At 72.1% G+C, this 17509-nt stretch carries 14 protein-coding genes; 7 read left to right on the top strand and 7 right to left on the bottom strand.

Annotated elements, in window-relative coordinates; all coding sequences use genetic code 11:
• Positions 1-19 precede the first annotated feature (19 nt).
• The 5 genes from QC283_RS18370 (at position 20) to QC283_RS18350 (ending at position 6617) form a co-directional block, all read left to right on the top strand.
• A complete protein-coding gene (locus QC283_RS18370; protein WP_279562632.1) occupies positions 20-1765 on the top strand; it encodes a dolichyl-phosphate-mannose--protein mannosyltransferase in 1746 nt (581 codons plus the stop codon).
• Between the two features lie 267 nt (positions 1766-2032).
• Positions 2033-2539: a DUF6232 family protein gene (locus QC283_RS18365; protein ID WP_279562631.1), complete on the top strand. Its 507-nt coding sequence runs from the start codon at positions 2033-2035 to the stop codon at positions 2537-2539.
• Positions 2536-2850, top strand: coding sequence for a hypothetical protein (locus tag QC283_RS18360; protein ID WP_279562630.1), 315 nt, complete (start codon positions 2536-2538; stop codon positions 2848-2850). Before QC283_RS18365 ends, QC283_RS18360 begins: the two co-directional genes overlap by 4 nt.
• Positions 2851-3198: 348 nt before the next feature.
• Complete coding sequence (locus tag QC283_RS18355; protein WP_279562629.1) at positions 3199-4824, top strand: penicillin-binding transpeptidase domain-containing protein; 1626 nt, start codon at positions 3199-3201, stop codon at positions 4822-4824.
• 119 nt (positions 4825-4943) lie between these two features.
• On the top strand, positions 4944-6617 hold the full coding sequence (locus QC283_RS18350; RefSeq protein ID WP_279562628.1) for a penicillin-binding transpeptidase domain-containing protein: 1674 nt from the start codon (positions 4944-4946) through the stop codon (positions 6615-6617).
• A 30-nt stretch (positions 6618-6647) separates the two neighbouring features.
• Here QC283_RS18350 and QC283_RS18345 read toward each other — a convergent pair whose 3' ends face one another.
• A complete protein-coding gene (locus QC283_RS18345; RefSeq protein WP_279562627.1) occupies positions 6648-7025 on the bottom strand; it encodes an SsgA family sporulation/cell division regulator in 378 nt (125 codons plus the stop codon).
• 240 nt (positions 7026-7265) lie between these two features.
• On the opposite strand from QC283_RS18345, the gene QC283_RS18340 reads away from it, so the two are divergent.
• Complete coding sequence (locus QC283_RS18340; protein WP_279562784.1) at positions 7266-8453, top strand: serine hydrolase domain-containing protein; 1188 nt, start codon at positions 7266-7268, stop codon at positions 8451-8453.
• A gap of 97 nt (positions 8454-8550) precedes the next feature.
• On the opposite strand, the gene QC283_RS18335 is transcribed toward QC283_RS18340, so the two are convergent.
• The 5 genes from QC283_RS18335 to QC283_RS18315 form a co-directional block, all read right to left on the bottom strand.
• On the bottom strand, positions 8551-8826 hold the full coding sequence (locus QC283_RS18335) for a DUF1876 domain-containing protein (protein ID WP_279562626.1): 276 nt from the start codon (positions 8824-8826) through the stop codon (positions 8551-8553).
• Between the two features lie 74 nt (positions 8827-8900).
• Positions 8901-9746, bottom strand: a complete 846-nt coding sequence (locus QC283_RS18330; protein WP_279562625.1) for an EamA family transporter — start codon at positions 9744-9746, stop codon at positions 8901-8903.
• Entirely contained in the window at positions 9743-10255 is a 513-nt protein-coding gene (locus tag QC283_RS18325) for a YbaK/EbsC family protein (RefSeq protein ID WP_279562624.1), read from the bottom strand. Before QC283_RS18325 ends, QC283_RS18330 begins: the two co-directional genes overlap by 4 nt.
• 179 nt (positions 10256-10434) lie before the next feature.
• Positions 10435-12681, bottom strand: a complete 2247-nt coding sequence (locus tag QC283_RS18320) for an MMPL family transporter (protein ID WP_279562623.1) — start codon at positions 12679-12681, stop codon at positions 10435-10437.
• 190 nt (positions 12682-12871) lie between these two features.
• The gene (locus QC283_RS18315) at positions 12872-13471 is read right to left on the bottom strand and encodes a TetR/AcrR family transcriptional regulator (protein ID WP_279562622.1); all 600 of its coding nucleotides are present in this window, start codon (positions 13469-13471) and stop codon (positions 12872-12874) included.
• A 179-nt stretch (positions 13472-13650) separates the two neighbouring features.
• On the opposite strand from QC283_RS18315, the gene QC283_RS18310 reads away from it, so the two are divergent.
• Positions 13651-17100 carry a S41 family peptidase gene (locus tag QC283_RS18310; RefSeq protein ID WP_279562621.1) on the top strand — a complete coding sequence of 1150 codons (3450 nt, stop codon included), beginning with the start codon at positions 13651-13653 and terminating at the stop codon, positions 17098-17100.
• A gap of 113 nt (positions 17101-17213) precedes the next feature.
• Here QC283_RS18310 and QC283_RS18305 read toward each other — a convergent pair whose 3' ends face one another.
• Positions 17214-17432: a hypothetical protein gene (locus QC283_RS18305; RefSeq protein WP_279562620.1), complete on the bottom strand. Its 219-nt coding sequence runs from the start codon at positions 17430-17432 to the stop codon at positions 17214-17216.
• Positions 17433-17509 lie beyond the last annotated feature (77 nt).

Raw genomic sequence — 17509 nt, 5'->3', positions numbered from 1 at the left:
GGTTCCCTACGATGGCGCGGTGACCAGTACCGCGTCCTCCACGGACACCCGGCAGGACCAGGCCCCGCCCGACCAGCGGCCCACCTGGCAGCAGCGGCTGCGCCGCTTCGGCTACACGGCACCGCCCGCGGCCGACGACGTCCGCGACCGGCTGGTGCCGCCGTACACGCGCCCCGGCCCGCGCCTGTGGGCCTTCCTCGGCCTGTCCAAGGCGCCGGCCGACCGGATCGTGCGCTGGTCGGCCTGGGGCGGACCGCTGCTGGTGGCGCTGCTGGCGGGCGTGCTGCGGTTCTGGAACCTGGGCAGCCCGAAGGCGGTGATATTCGACGAGACGTACTACGCCAAGGACGCCTGGGCGCTGATCCACCGCGGTTTCGAGGTCAACTGGGAGAAGAACGCCAACGACCTGATCCTGAACTCGGGCGGCGACGTCCCGATCCCGACGGACGCGGCGTACGTCGTGCATCCGCCGGTCGGCAAGTACGTCATCGGGCTGGGCGAGCTGCTGTTCGGGTTCGACCCGTTCGGCTGGCGGTTCATGACGGCGCTGCTCGGCACGCTGTCGGTGCTGCTGCTGTGCCGGATCGGGCGCCGGCTGTTCCGCTCCACGTTCCTGGGGTGCCTGGCGGGCGCGCTGATGGCGGTGGACGGGCTGCACTTCGTGATGAGCCGCACCGCGCTGCTGGACAGCGTGCTGATGTTCTTCGTACTGGCGGCCTTCGGCTGCCTGGTCGCCGACCGCGACTGGGCCCGCCGGAAGATCGCCGCCGCGCTGCCGGTGGACGCCGACGGCCGGGTCCGTCCGGACGCGCGCCTCGCCGAGACGTTCCGCTTCGGGTGGCGGCCGTGGCGGCCGGCGGCGGGGCTGATGCTGGGCCTGGCCGCGGCCACCAAGTGGAACGGCCTGTACATCATGGCGGCCTTCTGCGTGATGGCCGTGCTGTGGGACGTCGGCACCCGCCGGGTCGCGGGCGCGCACCGGCCGCGGCTGGCGGTGCTGCGGTACGACCTGGGCTGGGCGTTCCTGTCGACGGTGCCGGTCGCGCTCGTCACGTACGTCCTGTCCTGGCTGGGCTGGATCTTCTCCCCCGCCGACGGCACCGGCGGCTACTACCGCGACTGGGCGGCGACCGACGGCAGGAACAGCTCCTGGTCCTGGCTCCTCCCGGACTGGTGGCGCAGCCTGTGGCACTACGAGTCGCAGGTCCTCGAGTTCCACACCCACCTCACGTCGCCGCACACCTACGAGTCGAACCCGTGGAGCTGGATCGTCCTGGGCCGTCCGGTCTCCTACTTCTACGAGTCGCCTGCGGCCGGTTCGGACGGCTGTCCGGCCGACGCGGGCGAGAAGTGCGCCCGCGAGGTGCTGGCGCTCGGCACGCCGCTGCTGTGGTGGGTGGGCGTCTTCGCGCTGCTGTACGTGCTGTGGCGCTGGGTCTTCCGCCGCGACTGGCGCGCGGGCGCCATCGCCTGCGGCATCGTGGCCGGCTATCTGCCCTGGTTCTTCTACCAGGAGCGCACGATCTTCCTCTTCTACGCCGTCGTCTTCCTGCCGTTCCTGTGCCTGGCGGTGGCGATGCTGCTGGGGGCGATCGTGGGCCGGCCGGGCTGCGGGGACACCCGGCGGGTCGCGGGGGCGACGGCGGCGGGCGTGCTGGTGCTGCTGATCGCGTGGAACTTCATCTACTTCTGGCCGATCTACACCGGCACCCCGATCCCGATGAGCGACTGGCGGTCGCGGATGTGGCTGGATACGTGGGTCTGAGCGGCCCGAACAGGCGGTGACCGGGATCATGATTCGTAGGCAGATTCGAGTCATGATCCGGAACGCCCGCCCAGCGATCCTTTCCGGAAGCGACGGGCCGCCTCCGCGACGGCACTGAAAGCGATCCGGTCACCGAAACACCATTTTCCCCCGTATACCTCCGTCGTCCCCTGCGGCTCAATACGGTCGGCTCCTCATCGAGGCCAGGCGCGTGACCGCGCACCCGGTGGGTGACACCCATCGCGCCGAAAACAGGGGGAGCGGCAATTGGCGTACTCACGCGGTACGACGGACGTGCACATCAGCAAGGGCGCGCTGTGGATCGGGTCGGACACCTATCCACTGCGCAACATCGCGCACACGTCGCTACGAGAACTTCACCCGGACCGCGCCGCCGCCCGGTCGAAGTTCGTCAAGGCCCTGATCGGCCAGCTGATCGTCTTCTTCTTCGGGCTCGGGCTCGCGCAGGTGTCGGTGGGCGTCGGCATCGCGGTGATCCTCGTCGCGACCGGGTTCGCGGTCCGCGGCTACCTGGAACTCCAGAAGGTGCTGAACGCCCCGACGCTCTACGTCCTGCAGATCACCACGTCGGGCAATCCACAGACCGCCCTCACCACGGACGACAGGGCGGCGCTGGAGGGCCTCTTCCGTCAGCTGATGGAGGCGATGGACAACCCGGAGGTCCAGGTGCACCTCCAGATGCCCACGTACACGATCACCGGCGACCACATCTACCAGTACGGCGACCGCAACACCGGGAAGGTGACCACGTGAACGGCGACTCGGTCACGCAGTTCGGCAACCAGAACATCGGCATCATCAAGAACCAGGGGGCGGTGGATCCGCAGGCGGCGCTTCAGCAGATGATCGGCGCCGCGCTGTCGCTGCGCGAGCGGGTCTGCGCCGACGACCGGGCGGTCATCGACACGGCTCTGGACGTGATCCGGGACCAGGGGCCGGCCGACCCGGGCCGGTTCCGTCAGGCGCTGGCCGGTATCGCCGGCATCGCGGCCCTGGTCGGCGAGGTGGGCGCCCCGGCGCTCGGCGCGGCGACCCGGCTGATGGAGGCGCTCGGCCTGCAGTGAGACACGCGCGGGACGGCCGACGGGACGGCGGGGGCGGCGCGGACGGCGGGGGGCGGCTCGTGGCCGACGCCGGCCCGGGTCCGTGGCCGTCCCTCGTCGGCGTCAGTTCCGCGTCGGCCGCTCCACGCCGGCCGTCCCACGCCGACGCCCCGTCAGCCGTCCTGGCCGGCTGCCCCGTCGGGTGTCGCGTCGGCGCCCCGGCGGCGCCCCGGCGGGCTTTCACCACGCTAACGATTGCGTCACCCCAGCGCCTCCCGTCTCCTGACCCGCATACAGTTCGGAGTCGACCACGTCTTCTGAACGCGTTCAGAAAGCGGCTCAGATGAACTTACGGGAGGGGAAAGCGCGATGCGCAAGGGGGTGAAGGCCGCCGTCATAGGCGGCGTGTTCGCCGTGATGGTGGGCGGGGCCGGATACGGCACCTACAACGTCGTGTCGGCACTGGACGGGGGCTCGGGGGCCGCCGGAGGGTCGGTCAAGAGCGGGCCGCCGAGCGGCGACGAGGTCGAGGAGACGGCGGAGAAGTTCTTCACGGCCTGGGAGAAGGGCGACGCGACCGAGGCGGCGTCCCACACGAACAACTCCGCCGCCGCCGGGACGATGCTGACGGCCTACGGCGAGGAAGCGCACATCACCGGCGTCGAGATCACGCCCGGCACGACGACCGGCACCGCCGTGCCGTTCACGGTGAAGGCGAAGGTGTCCTACGAGGGCGCGTCCAAGCCGCTGACGTACAAGAGCGAGCTGACGGTGGTGCGGGGCGAGACCAGCGGACGCGCGCTGGTCGACTGGCAGGCCTCCGTCGTCCACCCGGACCTGAAGGACAGCGACACCCTGGTGACCGAGGAGTCGGCGACCCCGCAGATCCAGGCGGTCGGCCGCGACGGCGCCGTGCTGACCAAGGAGAAGTACCCCTCGCTCGGCCCGGTCCTCGCCACGCTCCGGGAGAAGTACGGCGCCCAGGCGGGCGGCACCCCCGGCGTGGAGCTGGTGGTCCGGCACGGCAACGACGGCGGGCCGGACACCCCGCTGCTGACCCTGACCGAGGGCAAGCCCGGCAAGCTGGAGACGACACTCAGCGCGAGCGTGCAGGCGGCGGCCGAGAAGGCGGTGAAGCGGTACGGCGAGTCGTCCGTGGTGGCCGTCGAGCCGAGCACCGGCGAGGTACTGGCCGTGGCGAACAACCGCGCGGACGGCTTCAACGCCGCCTTCCAGGGACGGGTCGCCCCCGGCTCCACCATGAAGATCATCACCGCGGCGATGCTCATCGACAACGGCGTGACCTCGATGGACGGCCCGGCCCCCTGCCCGGACACGGCGACCTGGCAGAGCCAGACCTTCAAGAACCTCACCGGCATGCCGGCCAACGAGGGCGCCACCCTCGCCAACACCTTCATGCGGTCCTGCAACACGGGCTTCATCAAGCTCATCGACGAGGAACCGCTCACGGACGCCTCGCTGACGGCGGAGGCCGAGGAGCGCTTCGGGCTGGGGCGCGACGACTGGAAGACCGGCGTCGTCTCCTTCGACGGCAAGGTCCCCGCCGTGAGCGGCCCGGACCGCGCGGCCAACGCCATCGGCCAGGGCCAGGTCCAGATGAACCCGCTCAACATGGCGTCCGTGACGGCGACCGCCATCACCGGCGAGTTCCGCCAGCCCTACCTGGTCCCGCCCGGCCTGGACGACCGCGAGCTCGCCACCGCCAAGGGCCTGCCGCAGAGCACCGCCGCCCAGATCAAGCAGATGATGCGGCTCACCGCCACCCAGGGCACCGCCCAGGAGCCCATGTCCGGGCTCGGCGGCGACATCGGCGCCAAGACCGGGTCGGCCGAGGTCGACGGGGAGTCCACGTCCGACAGCTGGTTCACCGGCTTCCGGAACGACGTCGCGGCGGCGGCCATGGTCGAGAAGGGCGGCCACGGCGGCGACGCGGCCGGCCCGATCGTGGCGGACGTACTGCGCGCGGGCGGCTGAATCCGGTCGGACGGGCCGGGCGGGAGACCCTAATGTGGTCGCCGTCGTTGAAAGCATGAAGCAACGAGGGCACCGCCGGCTCCGTCCACGACGGACAGCGCGCGGAGGAACGGGACGCAGTGGGCAGCAGAAGGGCCGCCGGCGAGCGGCACAGGACGAAACCCGCCGTGGTCGGCAGTGTGGCCGCCGTGGTCGTGGCCGGTGCCGGATTCGGCGCCTACGCGGTCTACGGCGGCCAGGCCGGAGGCGACGACACGGCCCGGACGACGGCCGCGGCGGCCGGGGAGAAGGCGAAGTCGGGCCCCCTGTCGGCGACCGAGGTCACCTCCACGGCCCAGCGGTTCCTCACCGCCTGGCAGCAGGGCGACGTCGCCGGGGCCGCCGCCGCGACCGACGACGCCGAGGCGGCGAAGGCACTGCTCACCGGCTACGCCAAGGACGCCCGCGTCAAGGACGCCGCGTTCACCGCGGGGACCCCGGCCGGGGAGAAGGTCCCGTTCTCCGTGCGGGCCACCGTCGCCCACGAGAAGACGGCCGAGCCGCTGGCGTACGACAGCGCGCTGACCGTCGTACGCCGGGCCGGCGACGGCGAGCCGCGCGTCGACTGGCACGCGTCCGTCGTCCACCCGGAGCTGAAGGACGGCGACAAGCTGGTCACCGGGGAGGCCGGGGCCCCGCCGGTCAAGGCGCTGGACCGGGACGGCGCGGAGATCACCGCCGCGAAGTACCCGTCGCTCGGCACCGTGCTGGACGGCCTGCGCGAGAAGTACGGCGAGAAGGGCGGCGGCACCCCGGGCGTCGAGCTGCGCGTGGTCCGCGGCAAGGAGTCGAAGGCGGCCAAGGCCTCCGACAAGACCCTGCTGGAGCTGAGCGAGGGCACCCCCGGCACCGTGCGGACCACCCTGGACCCCGCCCTCCAGGCCGATGCCGAGAAGCAGGTGGCGGGCAAGGCGCGGGCGTCGGTGGTCCTGCTGCGCGCCTCCACGGGCGAGGTCCTCGCGGTCGCCAACGGCGGACACGGCTTCAACACCGCCTTCCAGGGCTCGCTGGCGCCCGGTTCCACGATGAAGGTCATCACCGGCTCGATGCTGATCGAGAAGAACCTGGCGTCGATGGACAAGAAGCACCCGTGCCCGAAGTACTTCAGCTACGGCGGCTGGAAGTTCCAGAACGACGACGAGTTCGAGATCAAGGACGGCACCTTCAGGGCGAGCTTCGCCCGTTCCTGCAACACGGCCTTCATCAGCCAGGCCCCGAAGCTGGAGAACGACGACCTGACCAGGCAGGCGAAGGAGGTGTTCGGCCTCTCGATGAACAACTGGTCCGTCGGCGTGCCCACCTTCGACGGCTCGGTGCCGGTGCAGAGCGCGGCCCCGATGGCCGCCTCCCTCATCGGCCAGGGCGGGGTGCGGATGAACCCGCTGAACATGGCGTCCGTGTCGGCGACCGTGAAGTCGGGCAGCTTCCACCAGCCGTACCTGGTCGCCCGGTCGGTCGACGGCCGCGAGTTCGCCACGGCCTCCCGCACGATGTCGGCGGCCACACTGGGGCAGCTGCGCGAGCTGATGTCCTACACGGCGGCGTACGGCACCGCGGCCGAGGCGATGGCCGGGGTGGGCGGTGACGCCGGAGCGAAGACCGGCTCGGCGGAGGTCGACGGCCAGGAGAAGCCCAACGGCTGGTTCACCGCGTACCGGGGCGACCTCGCCGCGGCGGGCGTGGTCCAGCAGGGCGGCCACGGCGGTGACACCGCGGGACCGATCGTCGCGGCACTGCTGAAGAACGCCGGCTGACCGGCGGCGCGAGAACGGGCGGCCGGTGGCTCAGTGGGCCACCGGCTGTGCCACCGCCGCGCGGGTCCGGCGCAGGAACCGGATGAGCGTCCTGGTCTCGAACTGGACCACCGAGCAGCCCTGCGGGGTGTGGAACTCGACGACGACCTGCACCCGCCCGCACGGCCACACCCGCACGTCGCCGGTACCGGCGGGCGTGCGCAGCCCCTGCTCCAGCAGCTCCCTGGAGAAGACCCACTCGCGGGAGCCGGGGGCGCGGCCCCGCGCGGGCAGCGCGACGCACACGGACCGCGGATCGCGGTCGGGGTCGTAGCGCAGCATGACGGGTATGGCTCCGCCGTCGTCCTCGTCCGGGCGGTCGGCGTCCGTCAGGATGTGGGCTCGTGCGTACTGTTCGACTACGGACATCGGATCGCCCCTTACGCTGTGCCGCCGTTGCGAATGCTGTGCGCCCACCCCGTACGCCACCTACTCCAATGTCCCATATTTCCCTGACCACACCCTTCGGGGCGTATACCACATGTGGGATCGACCGTGATCCCGTTCCCGGAATCGTGGGCGGCCGGGGGCGGTTGCACCGACTGTCGCAGCGGTCGGAAGGGACGTAGGAAAGTGGACGTGGGCGCGGAAGTGGACGTGGACGCGATCGTGGATGTGCGCGGCACGGTGGCCGGGGGCTTCGAGCCGGTCAGGGACGCGTTCGTGCGGAACCTCACGGCGCTGGGCGACCGGGGCGCGGCGGTCGCCGTCTACCGGGACGGGCGCAAGGTCGTCGACCTGTGGGGCGGCACCAGGGACATCGACGGCACCGAGCCGTGGCGCCGGGGCACCGCCCAGATCGTGCGCTCGGCGACCAAGGGCGTCGCCGCCGCCGTACCGCTGCTGCTGCACCAGCGCGGGGTGCTGGACCTGGACGCGCCGGTGGGCGAGTACTGGCCTCGGTTCAAGGCGCACGGCAAGGAGCGGGTGCTGGTCCGGCACGTGCTGAACCACCGGGCCGGGCTGCCGGTCCTCGACCACCCGCTCACCCCGGACGAGGCGCTCGACCCGGTACGGGGCCCGGAGGCCGTCGCCGCCCAGGCACCCGTCTGGGAGCCGGGCACCGACCACGGCTATCACGCGCTGACGTACGGGTGGCTGCTCGACGGACTGGTCCGCGGGGCGACGGGCGGGCGGAGCACGGGTGAGTGGATCGCGGACGAGATCGCCCGGCCGCTGGGTCTGGACCTGTGGCTCGGCCTGCCGGCCGCGGAGGAGGCGGCGGGGCGGGCCGGACGGGTCGGGCGCGTCGAGGAACCCGAGCCGTCGGGGAACGGACCGCGTCTGCGTCCCAAACGTTCCGTCACCGAGGCCTACGCGGACCCCGGTTCGCTCACCCGCCGGGCCTTCGCCGCGATCACGCCCTTCCCCGACCAGAACGACCCGGTGTACCGGGCGGCGGCCCTCCCCGCGTCCAACGGCATCGCGACGGCCGACGGGCTGGCCCGCTTCTACGCGGCGCTGATCGGCGGGGTCGACGGCGGGACGCGGCACGCGCGCCTGTTCGACGCGGCCACGACGGAACGGGCCCGCGCCGAGGAGTCGGCCGGCCCGGACCGGGTCCTCGTCGTGGGCACCCGCTTCGGCCTCGGCTACATGCTGCACGGCAGCGCGTCCCCACTCCTGTCCCCGGGCTCCTTCGGCCACCCGGGCCGCGGTGGCGCCCTCGGCTTCGCCGACCCGGAGTCGGGCATCGCCTTCGGCTATGTCACCAACGGCTTCCGCCGGACCGTGACGGCGGACCCGCGGGCGCAGGCGCTGGTGCGCGCGGTACGGGCGTCCCTCGGCGCCGGCTGACCGGGCGGCGCGGAAGCGCGGCATGTTCCACGAGGGGGCGGGCTCCGGGTCCTCGCCCGGCTCTGGGCGTCCGGGCTGACCAGGGCGGGCGGCCCGCTCACACGTGGATCGGGTGGGAGACCCTCCCCGACGCCGCGTCGATGTCGTCGTGCGCCTTGGTGAGCAACTGCATCGCCAGCTCGTTCAGCGCCCGCGCCCCCGCGACCTCCTCGCCGACCCTCGGCTGTTGGGCGTCGACGCGGTGACGGCTCGCGTGGCCGTGGCCGCGGACCTCGCTGCCGTCGGGGAGCCGCACCATCGCGACCGCCCGCGTGTGCTGGTCGTCCTCCATGAACTCCAGCTCGACATGCCATCCCACTGCGGTGTGCATCATGACGATCACCTCCGGAAGACCTCCTTCCAGGGTGCACCTCGCAGCCGCCGTACGCACTGTCCCGGCTGTCCCGGCTATCCCGTGCGGAGCATCAGCCCGATCCCGAGGACGAGGAGACCCGCCGCCGCGATCCGGGGCGCACCGAACCGCTCCTTGAAGAAGAGCGCGCCGATCGCCGCGCCGACCAGGATCGAGGACTCGCGCAGGGCGGCGATCGGCGCGAGTTCGGCGCGGGTCTGCGCCCACAGGACCAGCGCGTACGCGGCGACGGACAGCACCGCGCCGAGCAGTCCGAGACCGGCCCGCGGCCGCAGCAACGCCCAGGCCCCGGCGCGGTGGCGGTACAGGAAGTACGCCGGGAGGACCGTTCCCTGCACCGCCATCAGCCAGGCGATGTACCCGAGGGAGGAGCCGGAGGCGCGTACGCCCAGCCCGTCGACGACCGTGTACGCCGCGATGGTCACCCCGGTCGCCAGGGCCGCGCCGATCGCCGCCCAGTCGGGCCGGCGTCCGCGCAGTCCCCACAGAGCCACGCCGGTCAGCCCCGCGCAGGAGACCAGGATGCCGCCGGTCGCCCAGCCGTCCGGCACCTCGTGCGCGAAGACGGCGGCCAGGACGGTGACCAGCAGCGGTGCGCTGCCGCGCGCGATCGGGTAGGCCTGCCCGAAGTCGCCCAGCCGGAAGGACCGCATCAGCAGGGCGTAGTACGCGATGTGGATGGCCGCGGAGACCAGGAGGTACGGCCACGCGCCGGCCGCCGGGAACGCCGTGAACGGCAGCAGCGCGAGCCCGATGAGCATCCCGCCGCCGGATATCAGCGCGAAACCGGTCAGCTTGTCCGTGATCCGGTGGGCGATGGCGTTCCAGCCGGCGTGCGTGACCGCGGCGAGCAGGACGGCGGCGGTGACCAGCGGGGTCACTCGGGTCGCTCGCGCACGTCCACGAGGGTGGCGCCGGCGGTGGCGACCAGCTCCTCGGGCTCCATCGGGAAGACGGCGTACGGAGTGCCGGCGGCGGCCCAGACGACCTCGTGCGCGAGGAGGGAACGGTCGGCGAGCACCCGGGTCCTGCTGCGGTGCCCGAAGGGCGGTACGCCGCCGATGGCGTACCCGGTCGTCTCCCGCACGACGTCGGCCTTGGCCCGGGTGACCTTCTGGGCGCCGAGCTCCTCACGGACCCGCTCCAGGTCGACGCGGGAAGCGCCGTCCATGAGGACCAGCACCGGCACGCCGTCGGCGGCGAAGACGAGCGACTTGCAGATCTGGTCCAGCTCGCACCCGATCGCGGCGGCGGCCTCGGCGGCGGTGCGGGTGGCCTCCGGGAAGCGCCGGGCCTGTCCGGCCAGTTCACCGAGGCCGAGTCCGCGCAGGGCCTCGGCGAAACGGGGGTGGGCGGCGGGGGTTCCCGCGGTGTCGTCGGTGGTCGTCATGCACGGCACCGTAGCGGTACGTGCAGCGGGCGGGCGACCGGGTCGCGGCGTACCCGCGCAAGAGGAAGCCGGTGAGGGCAGCCCCGTCCCCACGGAAGCCCTCACCGGCTGGTCTGTCGTCCTCCTGTCAGCCCTGTCGGCCCTGTCGGGGCCGGCAGGAGGCTGTCAGAGGCGGATCGTCAGGTGCGTACCAGCTCCCGGTCCTCGTCGGGGCCCGAGCCCCGCTCCTCGGCCGTGCGCAGGCCTTCGCCCTCGACGTCCACGTTGGGCAGGGCGCGGTCCAGCCACTTCGGCAGCCACCAGGCCTTCTTGCCGAGCAGGGCGAGGACCGCCGGGACGATGGCCATGCGGACGACGAACGCGTCGAAGAAGACGGCGATCGCGAGGCCGAAACCGATCATCTTGATCATCGACTCGCTGGAGCCGACGAAGCCCGCGAAGACCGCCATCATGATGACCGCCGCGGCCGAGACGACCCTCGCACCGTGCTTGAAGCCGGTGACGACCGCCTGGTCGGGCTTCTCGCCGTGGACGTAGGCCTCCCGCATACGGGTGACCAGGAAGACCTCGTAGTCCATCGCCAGGCCGAAGACCACGCCGACCATGAAGATCGGCATCATCGACATGACCGGACCGGTCTCCTCGACGCCTATCAGGCCGGACAGCCAGCCCCACTGGAAGACCGCGACGACGGCGCCGAGGGCCGCCATGACGGAGAGCAGGAAGCCGAGGGCCGCCTTCAGCGGGACCAGGATCGAGCGGAACACCACGATCAGGAGCAGGAAGGCCAGGCCGACGACCAGGACCAGGTACGGCAGCAGCGCGTCGTTCAGCTTCTCGCTGACGTCGATGTTCATCGCCGTCGAGCCGGTGACCAGGGTCTCCGCGCCGGTCTTCGCCTCGATGTCGCCGCCCGCGTCGCGGATGGCGTGCACCAGGTCCTCGGTCTGGACGGAGGACGGCTTGGAGTCCGGGATCACGGTGATCGTCGCGGTGTCGCCGCCCTTGTTGGGTGCGGGCGGGGTCACCGCCACGACGTCGTCGAGGTTCTTGATCTCGTTCGAGACGTCGGTGAACACCTGCTGCGGGGCGTCGCTGCCCTTGGCGTCCACGACGACCATCAGCGGACCGTTGAAGCCCGGGCCGAAGCCCTCCGAGAGCAGGTCGTACGCCCGGCGCTGGGTGGTGGACGTCGGCTGGGAGCCGTCGTCGGGCAGGCCCAGTTCCAGGGAGGCCGCGGGGATCGCGGCGGCTCCGAGGCCGACGACGCCCAGCAGGAGGACGGCCAGCGGGCGGCGGACGACGAAGCGCGCCCAGCGGGTGCCCAGGTTCTCCTTCGGCTGCCGGTCCGTCCGCTCCGAGCCCTCGCGCTGGTCCGAGCCCTTGCGGGCGCCGCCCAGCAGCTTGCTCTTCGCGCCGGCCGGCTTGACCCTGCGGCCGGCGTAGCCGAGCAGCGCGGGGACCATCGTCAGGGCGATCAGGACCGCGATGGCGACGGTGCCGGCCGCCGCGACGCCCATCTTGGTCAGCATCGGGATGTTGACGACCGCGAGGCCGACCAGGGCGATGACGACCGTGAGTCCGGCGAAGACGACCGCCGAGCCCGCGGTGCCGACCGCCCGGCCCGCGGCTTCCTCGCGCTCACGGCCGTCGGCGAGTTCGGCGCGGTAGCGGGAGACGATGAACAGGGCGTAGTCGATGCCGACCGCGAGGCCGATCATCATCGCCAGGATGGAGGTGGTGGAGCCCAGTTCGAGCGCGCTGGCCAGCGCCGTGATCGAGGCGACGCCGATGCCGACGCCGATCAGGGCCGTGAGGAGGGGCAGACCGGCCGCGACCAGCGAGCCGAAGGTGATGACGAGGACGACGGCGGCCACCGCGATGCCGATGATCTCCGTGGTGCCGGTGTGCGGGACGGCCTGGAGCGCGTCACCGCCGACCTCGACACTCAGCCCGGCGTCGCGCGCCTGCTGGGCGGCGTCCTCCAGGGCGTCCTTGGTGGTCTCCTCCAGCTCCATGCCGGAGACGTCGTACTTCACCGACGCGTAGGCGATCGTGCCGTCCTGGCTGACGGCGTTGCCCGTGTAGGGGTCGGCGACCGAGGCGACCTCGGAGCCGTCCGCCAGGGTGCCGACGGTCTTCTCGACGGTCGCCTTGTTCCCGGCGTCCGTCATCTTCTCGCCGGACGGTGCCTTGAAGACGACGCGTGCGGTCGCCCCGTCGGCGCTGGTGCCGGGGAAGCGCTCCTCCAGCAGGTCGAAGGCCTTCTGGGCCTCGGTGCCGGGGATGGAGAAGGAGGTGGTGCCGGCGGGCGGGGCACTGGCCGCGCCGACGCCCGCGAGCGTCAGCAGCGCCACCCATATCAGGGCGACGAAGTGCCGTCGGCGGAAGGAGAGCCGGCCGAGTTTGTAGAGGAACGTGGCCACGAGGGCGTACTCCCGGTCAGGTCGTGGGATCTTCAGGGCAGGGGTGATCGGCCCGACGACGTGAGCGGTGACGTCAGATGGGGCTCAGGTGGGGCTCGGGTGGGGATCAGCCCGAGACGTGTCGGGGTGACATGTCGGGGTGACATGTCGGGGTGACATGTCCTGGGATGACGTGTCCCGGGGTGACGTGTCAGGTGGTGGGGACGCCGAGGGCGGGGAGGATCACGGCGTCGATGTAGGAGATGAGGAAGGCCTGCGTCGGTGGCTGGTCCTCGAGCAGCGCGCGGGTGGCGAAACCGCCGACCAGCATGGGCACGAGGAACTCCAGTGCCGGGCAGCCCGGTCTGATCTCACCCCGGTCGACGGCGCGTTCCAGCAGGCGCCGGAACTCCACCATCTCGGGTTCGATGAGCTGTTCCCGGAAGGCCTGGCGCAGGTCCGGGTTCTGGTGGAGCGCCATGGCCAGGCCCCGCATCAGGGCGGAGTTCTGCTCGATGGTGCAGTCGTCGTCGTGGGCGATCAGCGCGTGCAGATCGCCCCGGAGCGTGCCGGTGTCGACCTCACCGATCTCACCGGGCTTGTTGTGCCGCACGGCCTTGACGACCAGCTCGGCCTTGCCGCCCCACTGGCGGTAGAGCGTCGCCTTGCTGGACCGGGTGCGGGCCGCCACGGCGTCCATGGTGAGGGCGTCGTAGCCGACTTCCCGGAGCAGGTCGAGCACGGCCTCGTACAGCTCGGCCTCGCGCTCGGGAGTGATCCGACTGCGGCGCGCGGTGGTGACCTCGGTCATCTCGCCCGCTCCTCTCGTCCACTCCGTCGCCCACTCATCCGAACGACACCGTCTCGTACATGACGAATGTACTCCAGCCCTCTAGCGAAACGAAACGGTTTCGTTCGTGGTCTGGGTCACGGTTGTCGGATACCCATAAGTGGCGGGCCGAGTTGCCGGGGTCCGAACCCCGGCAAAGCATGGGGCAGGTGAGCTATCTGCGCCTTCCGCACCTCAGTGGCGGTCAACTGTGTTTCGTGGCCGAGGACGACCTCTGGCTCGCGGATCTCGACGGCCCGGGCCGTGCCTGGCGGCTCACCGTCGACCGCACCAAGGCCGGCCACCCGCGCTTCTCGCCCGACGGCCGCCACATCGCGTACACCAGCTGGCGCAGTCTGGTGCCGGAGGTCCACCTCGTGCCGGTGGACGGCGGCCCCGGACGGCGGCTCACCCACTGGGGCGGCCTCGACACCCGGGTCTGCGGCTGGTCGCCGCCCGAGCCCGACGGCCACGCCGCCATCCTCGCCGTCGCCTCGCACGGCGAGCCCTTCTCCCATCTGACCTGGGCGTACAAGGTCACTCCCGACGGCGACCCGGGCCGCAAACTGCCCTGGGGGCCGGTCACCGACATCCAGGCCGCCGATCTCGACGGGGAACGCAGAACCCTGCTCCTCACGGGCACCCCGCCGCACGAACCCGCCGCCTGGAAGCGCTACCGGGGCGGCGCCACGGGCCGGCTCTGGCTGCACGGACAACGGCTCCTGCCCGGCCTCCGGGGGCATCTGCACTCCCCCATGTTCGTCGGCGGCCGGATCGCCTTCCTCTCCGACCACGAGGGCGTCGGCAACCTCTACTCCTGCGCCCACGACGGCTCCGACCTGCGCCGCCACACCGACCACGACACCTGCTACGCCCGGCACGCCGCGAGCGACGGGGACCGCGTGGTGTACCAGTGCGCGGGCGACCTGTGGATCGTCGACGACCTGTCGTCCGGCTCGGTGCCGCGCCGGCTCGACGTCCGGCTGAGCGGGCCGCGCGCGGGACGGCGTACGTACCAGGTGCCCGCCGCCCAGCACGTGGGCGACGTCTCCGTGGACGAGACGGGCCGCGCGAGCGCCGTCGTCGTACGCGGCAGCCTGTACTGGCTCACCCACCGCGACGGCCCGGCCCGCACCCTTGCCGACACTCCGGGGGTACGGGTGCGGCTGCCGGAGATGCTCGGGGCCAGCGGACGGATCGCGTATGTGACGGACGCGGAGGGCGAGGACGCCGTCGAGATCGCCCACCTGCCCCGGGCCACCGGCGGCCGGGCGGCCCGGCGCCTGGCCTCGGGAAAGCTGGGACGGGTCCTGGAACTGGTCTCGGACCCGGCGGGCGAGCGGCTCGCCATCGCCTCGCACGACGGCCGGCTGCTGCTGCTCGACGTCTCGGAGGAGGACGCGGAGGCCGCCCTGGCGCTGGACGCGGTGGACACCGGGGCCCCGGCGGAGGCATCGGCCACGGCGGACACCGGAACCGGCACCGGCACCGGCACGGTGGGGGGCGACGCGGGCCCCGCCAGTCCCGCCGGTGGCGACGTCACCGAGCTGATCCGGTCCGTCAACGGTCCCGTGCGCGACCTCGCCTTCTCCCCGGACGGGGCCTGGCTCACCTGGTCGCACCCGGGCATCGGACGCTCGCTGCGGCAGATCAAACTGGCCCGGATCAACGGCCAGAACGGCCAGAACGGCCGGAAGGACCAGCAGGAACAGCAGGGCCCCCTCGTCATCGACGTCACCGACGGCCGTTTCGAGGACGAGAACCCGGTCTTCACCAGGGACGGCCGCTACCTCGCCTTCCTCTCCTGGCGCGGCTTCGACCCGGTGTACGACGTGCACACCGGGGACCTGTCCTTCCCGCTGGGCTGCCGCCCCTACCTGGTGCCGCTGTCCTCTGCGACCCCCTCCCCCTTCGCGCTGAACCCGGAGGGCCGCCCCGCCGCCGGGGGCCTGGACCCGCTGGAGGACGAGACCGGCGAGGGCGGCGCGGTGACCGTCGAGGCCGAGGGGCTGGAGTCCCGGGTGACGCCGTTCCCGGTCACCGCGTCCAAGTACTCGACCCTGTGCCCGGTCGCCGGCGGCGGCCTGGTCTGGCTGCGCTGGCCGATCTCGGGCGCGCTCGGCGAGACCTTCGCCAACCCGGCGGACCCGAGCGAACGGCCCACGCTGGAGCACTTCAACCTCGCCAAGGCGAAGAAGTCCGAACTGGTCGACCACCTGGACTGGTTCCGGGTCAGCGGCGACGGCAGCCGCCTGGTCGTGCTCGACGAGGGCGACCTGCGCGCCGTACCGGCGACCGAGGCGGGCGACAGCGACTCGACCACCTGGATCGACCTGCGCCGCATCCTGCACGAGGTCGACCCGGCCGCCGAGTGGCGCCAGGCGTACGACGAGGCGGGCCGCCTGATCCGCGCCTACTTCTGGGACCCCGGCATGTGCGGCATCGACTGGGACGCGGTGCTGGACCAGTACCGCCCGCTGCTCGAACGGGTCGCCTCCCCCGACGAGTTCGCCGACCTGCTCCGCGAGGTGCTCGGCGAACTCGGCACCTCGCACGCCTACGTCGCCGCCGCCCGGCGCAACGAGGGCCCGGCGCACTACCAGCGCTGGCAGGGGCTGCTCGGCGTCAACTTCGCCTGCCGGGACGGCCACTGGACGGTCAGTCGGATCCTGCCCGGCGACTCCTCCGACTCCAAGGCCCGCTCGCCGCTGGCCGGCACGGGCATCCGCGAGGGGGCGGTACTGACCCACGTGGACGGCAGGCCGGTCGACCCGGTGACGGGACCGTATCCGCTGCTGGCGGGTGCGGGCGCCACGACCGTGGAACTGACCTTCGCACCGGCGGAAGGCGGCCCGGGTCCGTCCCGCCGGGTCGCGGTCGTACCGCTGATCGACGAGCGTCCCCTGCGCTATCAGGACTGGGTGGCCAAACGACGCCAAGTGGTGCGGGAGTTGAGCGGCGGGCGGTGCGGCTACCTGCACATCCCCGACATGGGCGGCTCCGGCTGGGCGCAGTTCAACCGCGACCTGCGCATGGAGGTGTCCCGGCCCGCGCTGATCGTGGACGTGCGCGGCAACGCGGGCGGGCACATCAGCGAACTCGTCATCGAGAAGCTGACCCGCACCATCCTGGGCTGGGACCTGACGCGCGACGCGCAGCCGGTCTCGTACACCTCCAACGCCCCGCGCGGGCCGGTCGTGGCGGTCGCGGACGAGGCGACGTCCTCCGACGGCGACATGATCACGGCCGCGTTCAAGCTGCTGCGGCTCGGCCCGGTGGTCGGGCAGCGCACCTGGGGCGGCGTGGTCGGCATGACCGGCCGGCACCGCCTCGGCGACGGCACGGTGATCACGGTGCCGATGAACGCCGCCTGGTTCGACACGTACGGCTGGTCCGTGGAGAACTACGGCGTCGACCCCGACGTGGCGGCGCTGCGCACGCCACTGGACTGGGCCGAGGGCCGCTACCCGGTGCTGGACGAGGCGGTCCGGCTGGCGCTGGAACTACTGGAGACCAACCCGCCCGCCACGCCGCCCGGTTACGACGACGTACCGGACCGGTCGCGACCGCCGCTGCCGCCGCGGGAGCAGGAACCTCCGCAAAACCTCTGACGGGTAAAACCCCTGACGGGTAAAACCTCTGACGGGTAAAACCTCTGATGGCATGGGAAAGGGCGCCCACCCGCAACAGCCGGGAGGCGCCCTCTCACTCCAGCGGCGGCGCGTCAGGCGTCGAAGCTGTCCTGCAGCTCCTCGTCCTCGCCACGGCGGCGCGAGGACGGGTTCTGGTGCTCCGACTCGCGGCGGCGCGAGGCCGGGTCGCTCTCGTCCTCGTCGCGACGGCGGTCGCGGTTCTGGAACTGGTCCCGCGCCTGCTCGGCCCGCTGCTTGCCCTGCTGCTGCATGCGTTCGGCCTTGTCCTGGAACTGGTCCTTCATACCCATGTGGGTTCACTCCTGTGATGTTCGGGCCTGGCCGGATCGGCCTGGCTCGATCAGATTCACATGGGCCGTGACCGTGC

Origin of the sequence: Streptomyces sp. DH41 (assembly GCF_029813785.1) — a bacterium.
Classification (GTDB): domain Bacteria; phylum Actinomycetota; class Actinomycetes; order Streptomycetales; family Streptomycetaceae; genus Streptomyces.
This window is presented reverse-complemented; position numbering and strand designations above follow the sequence as displayed.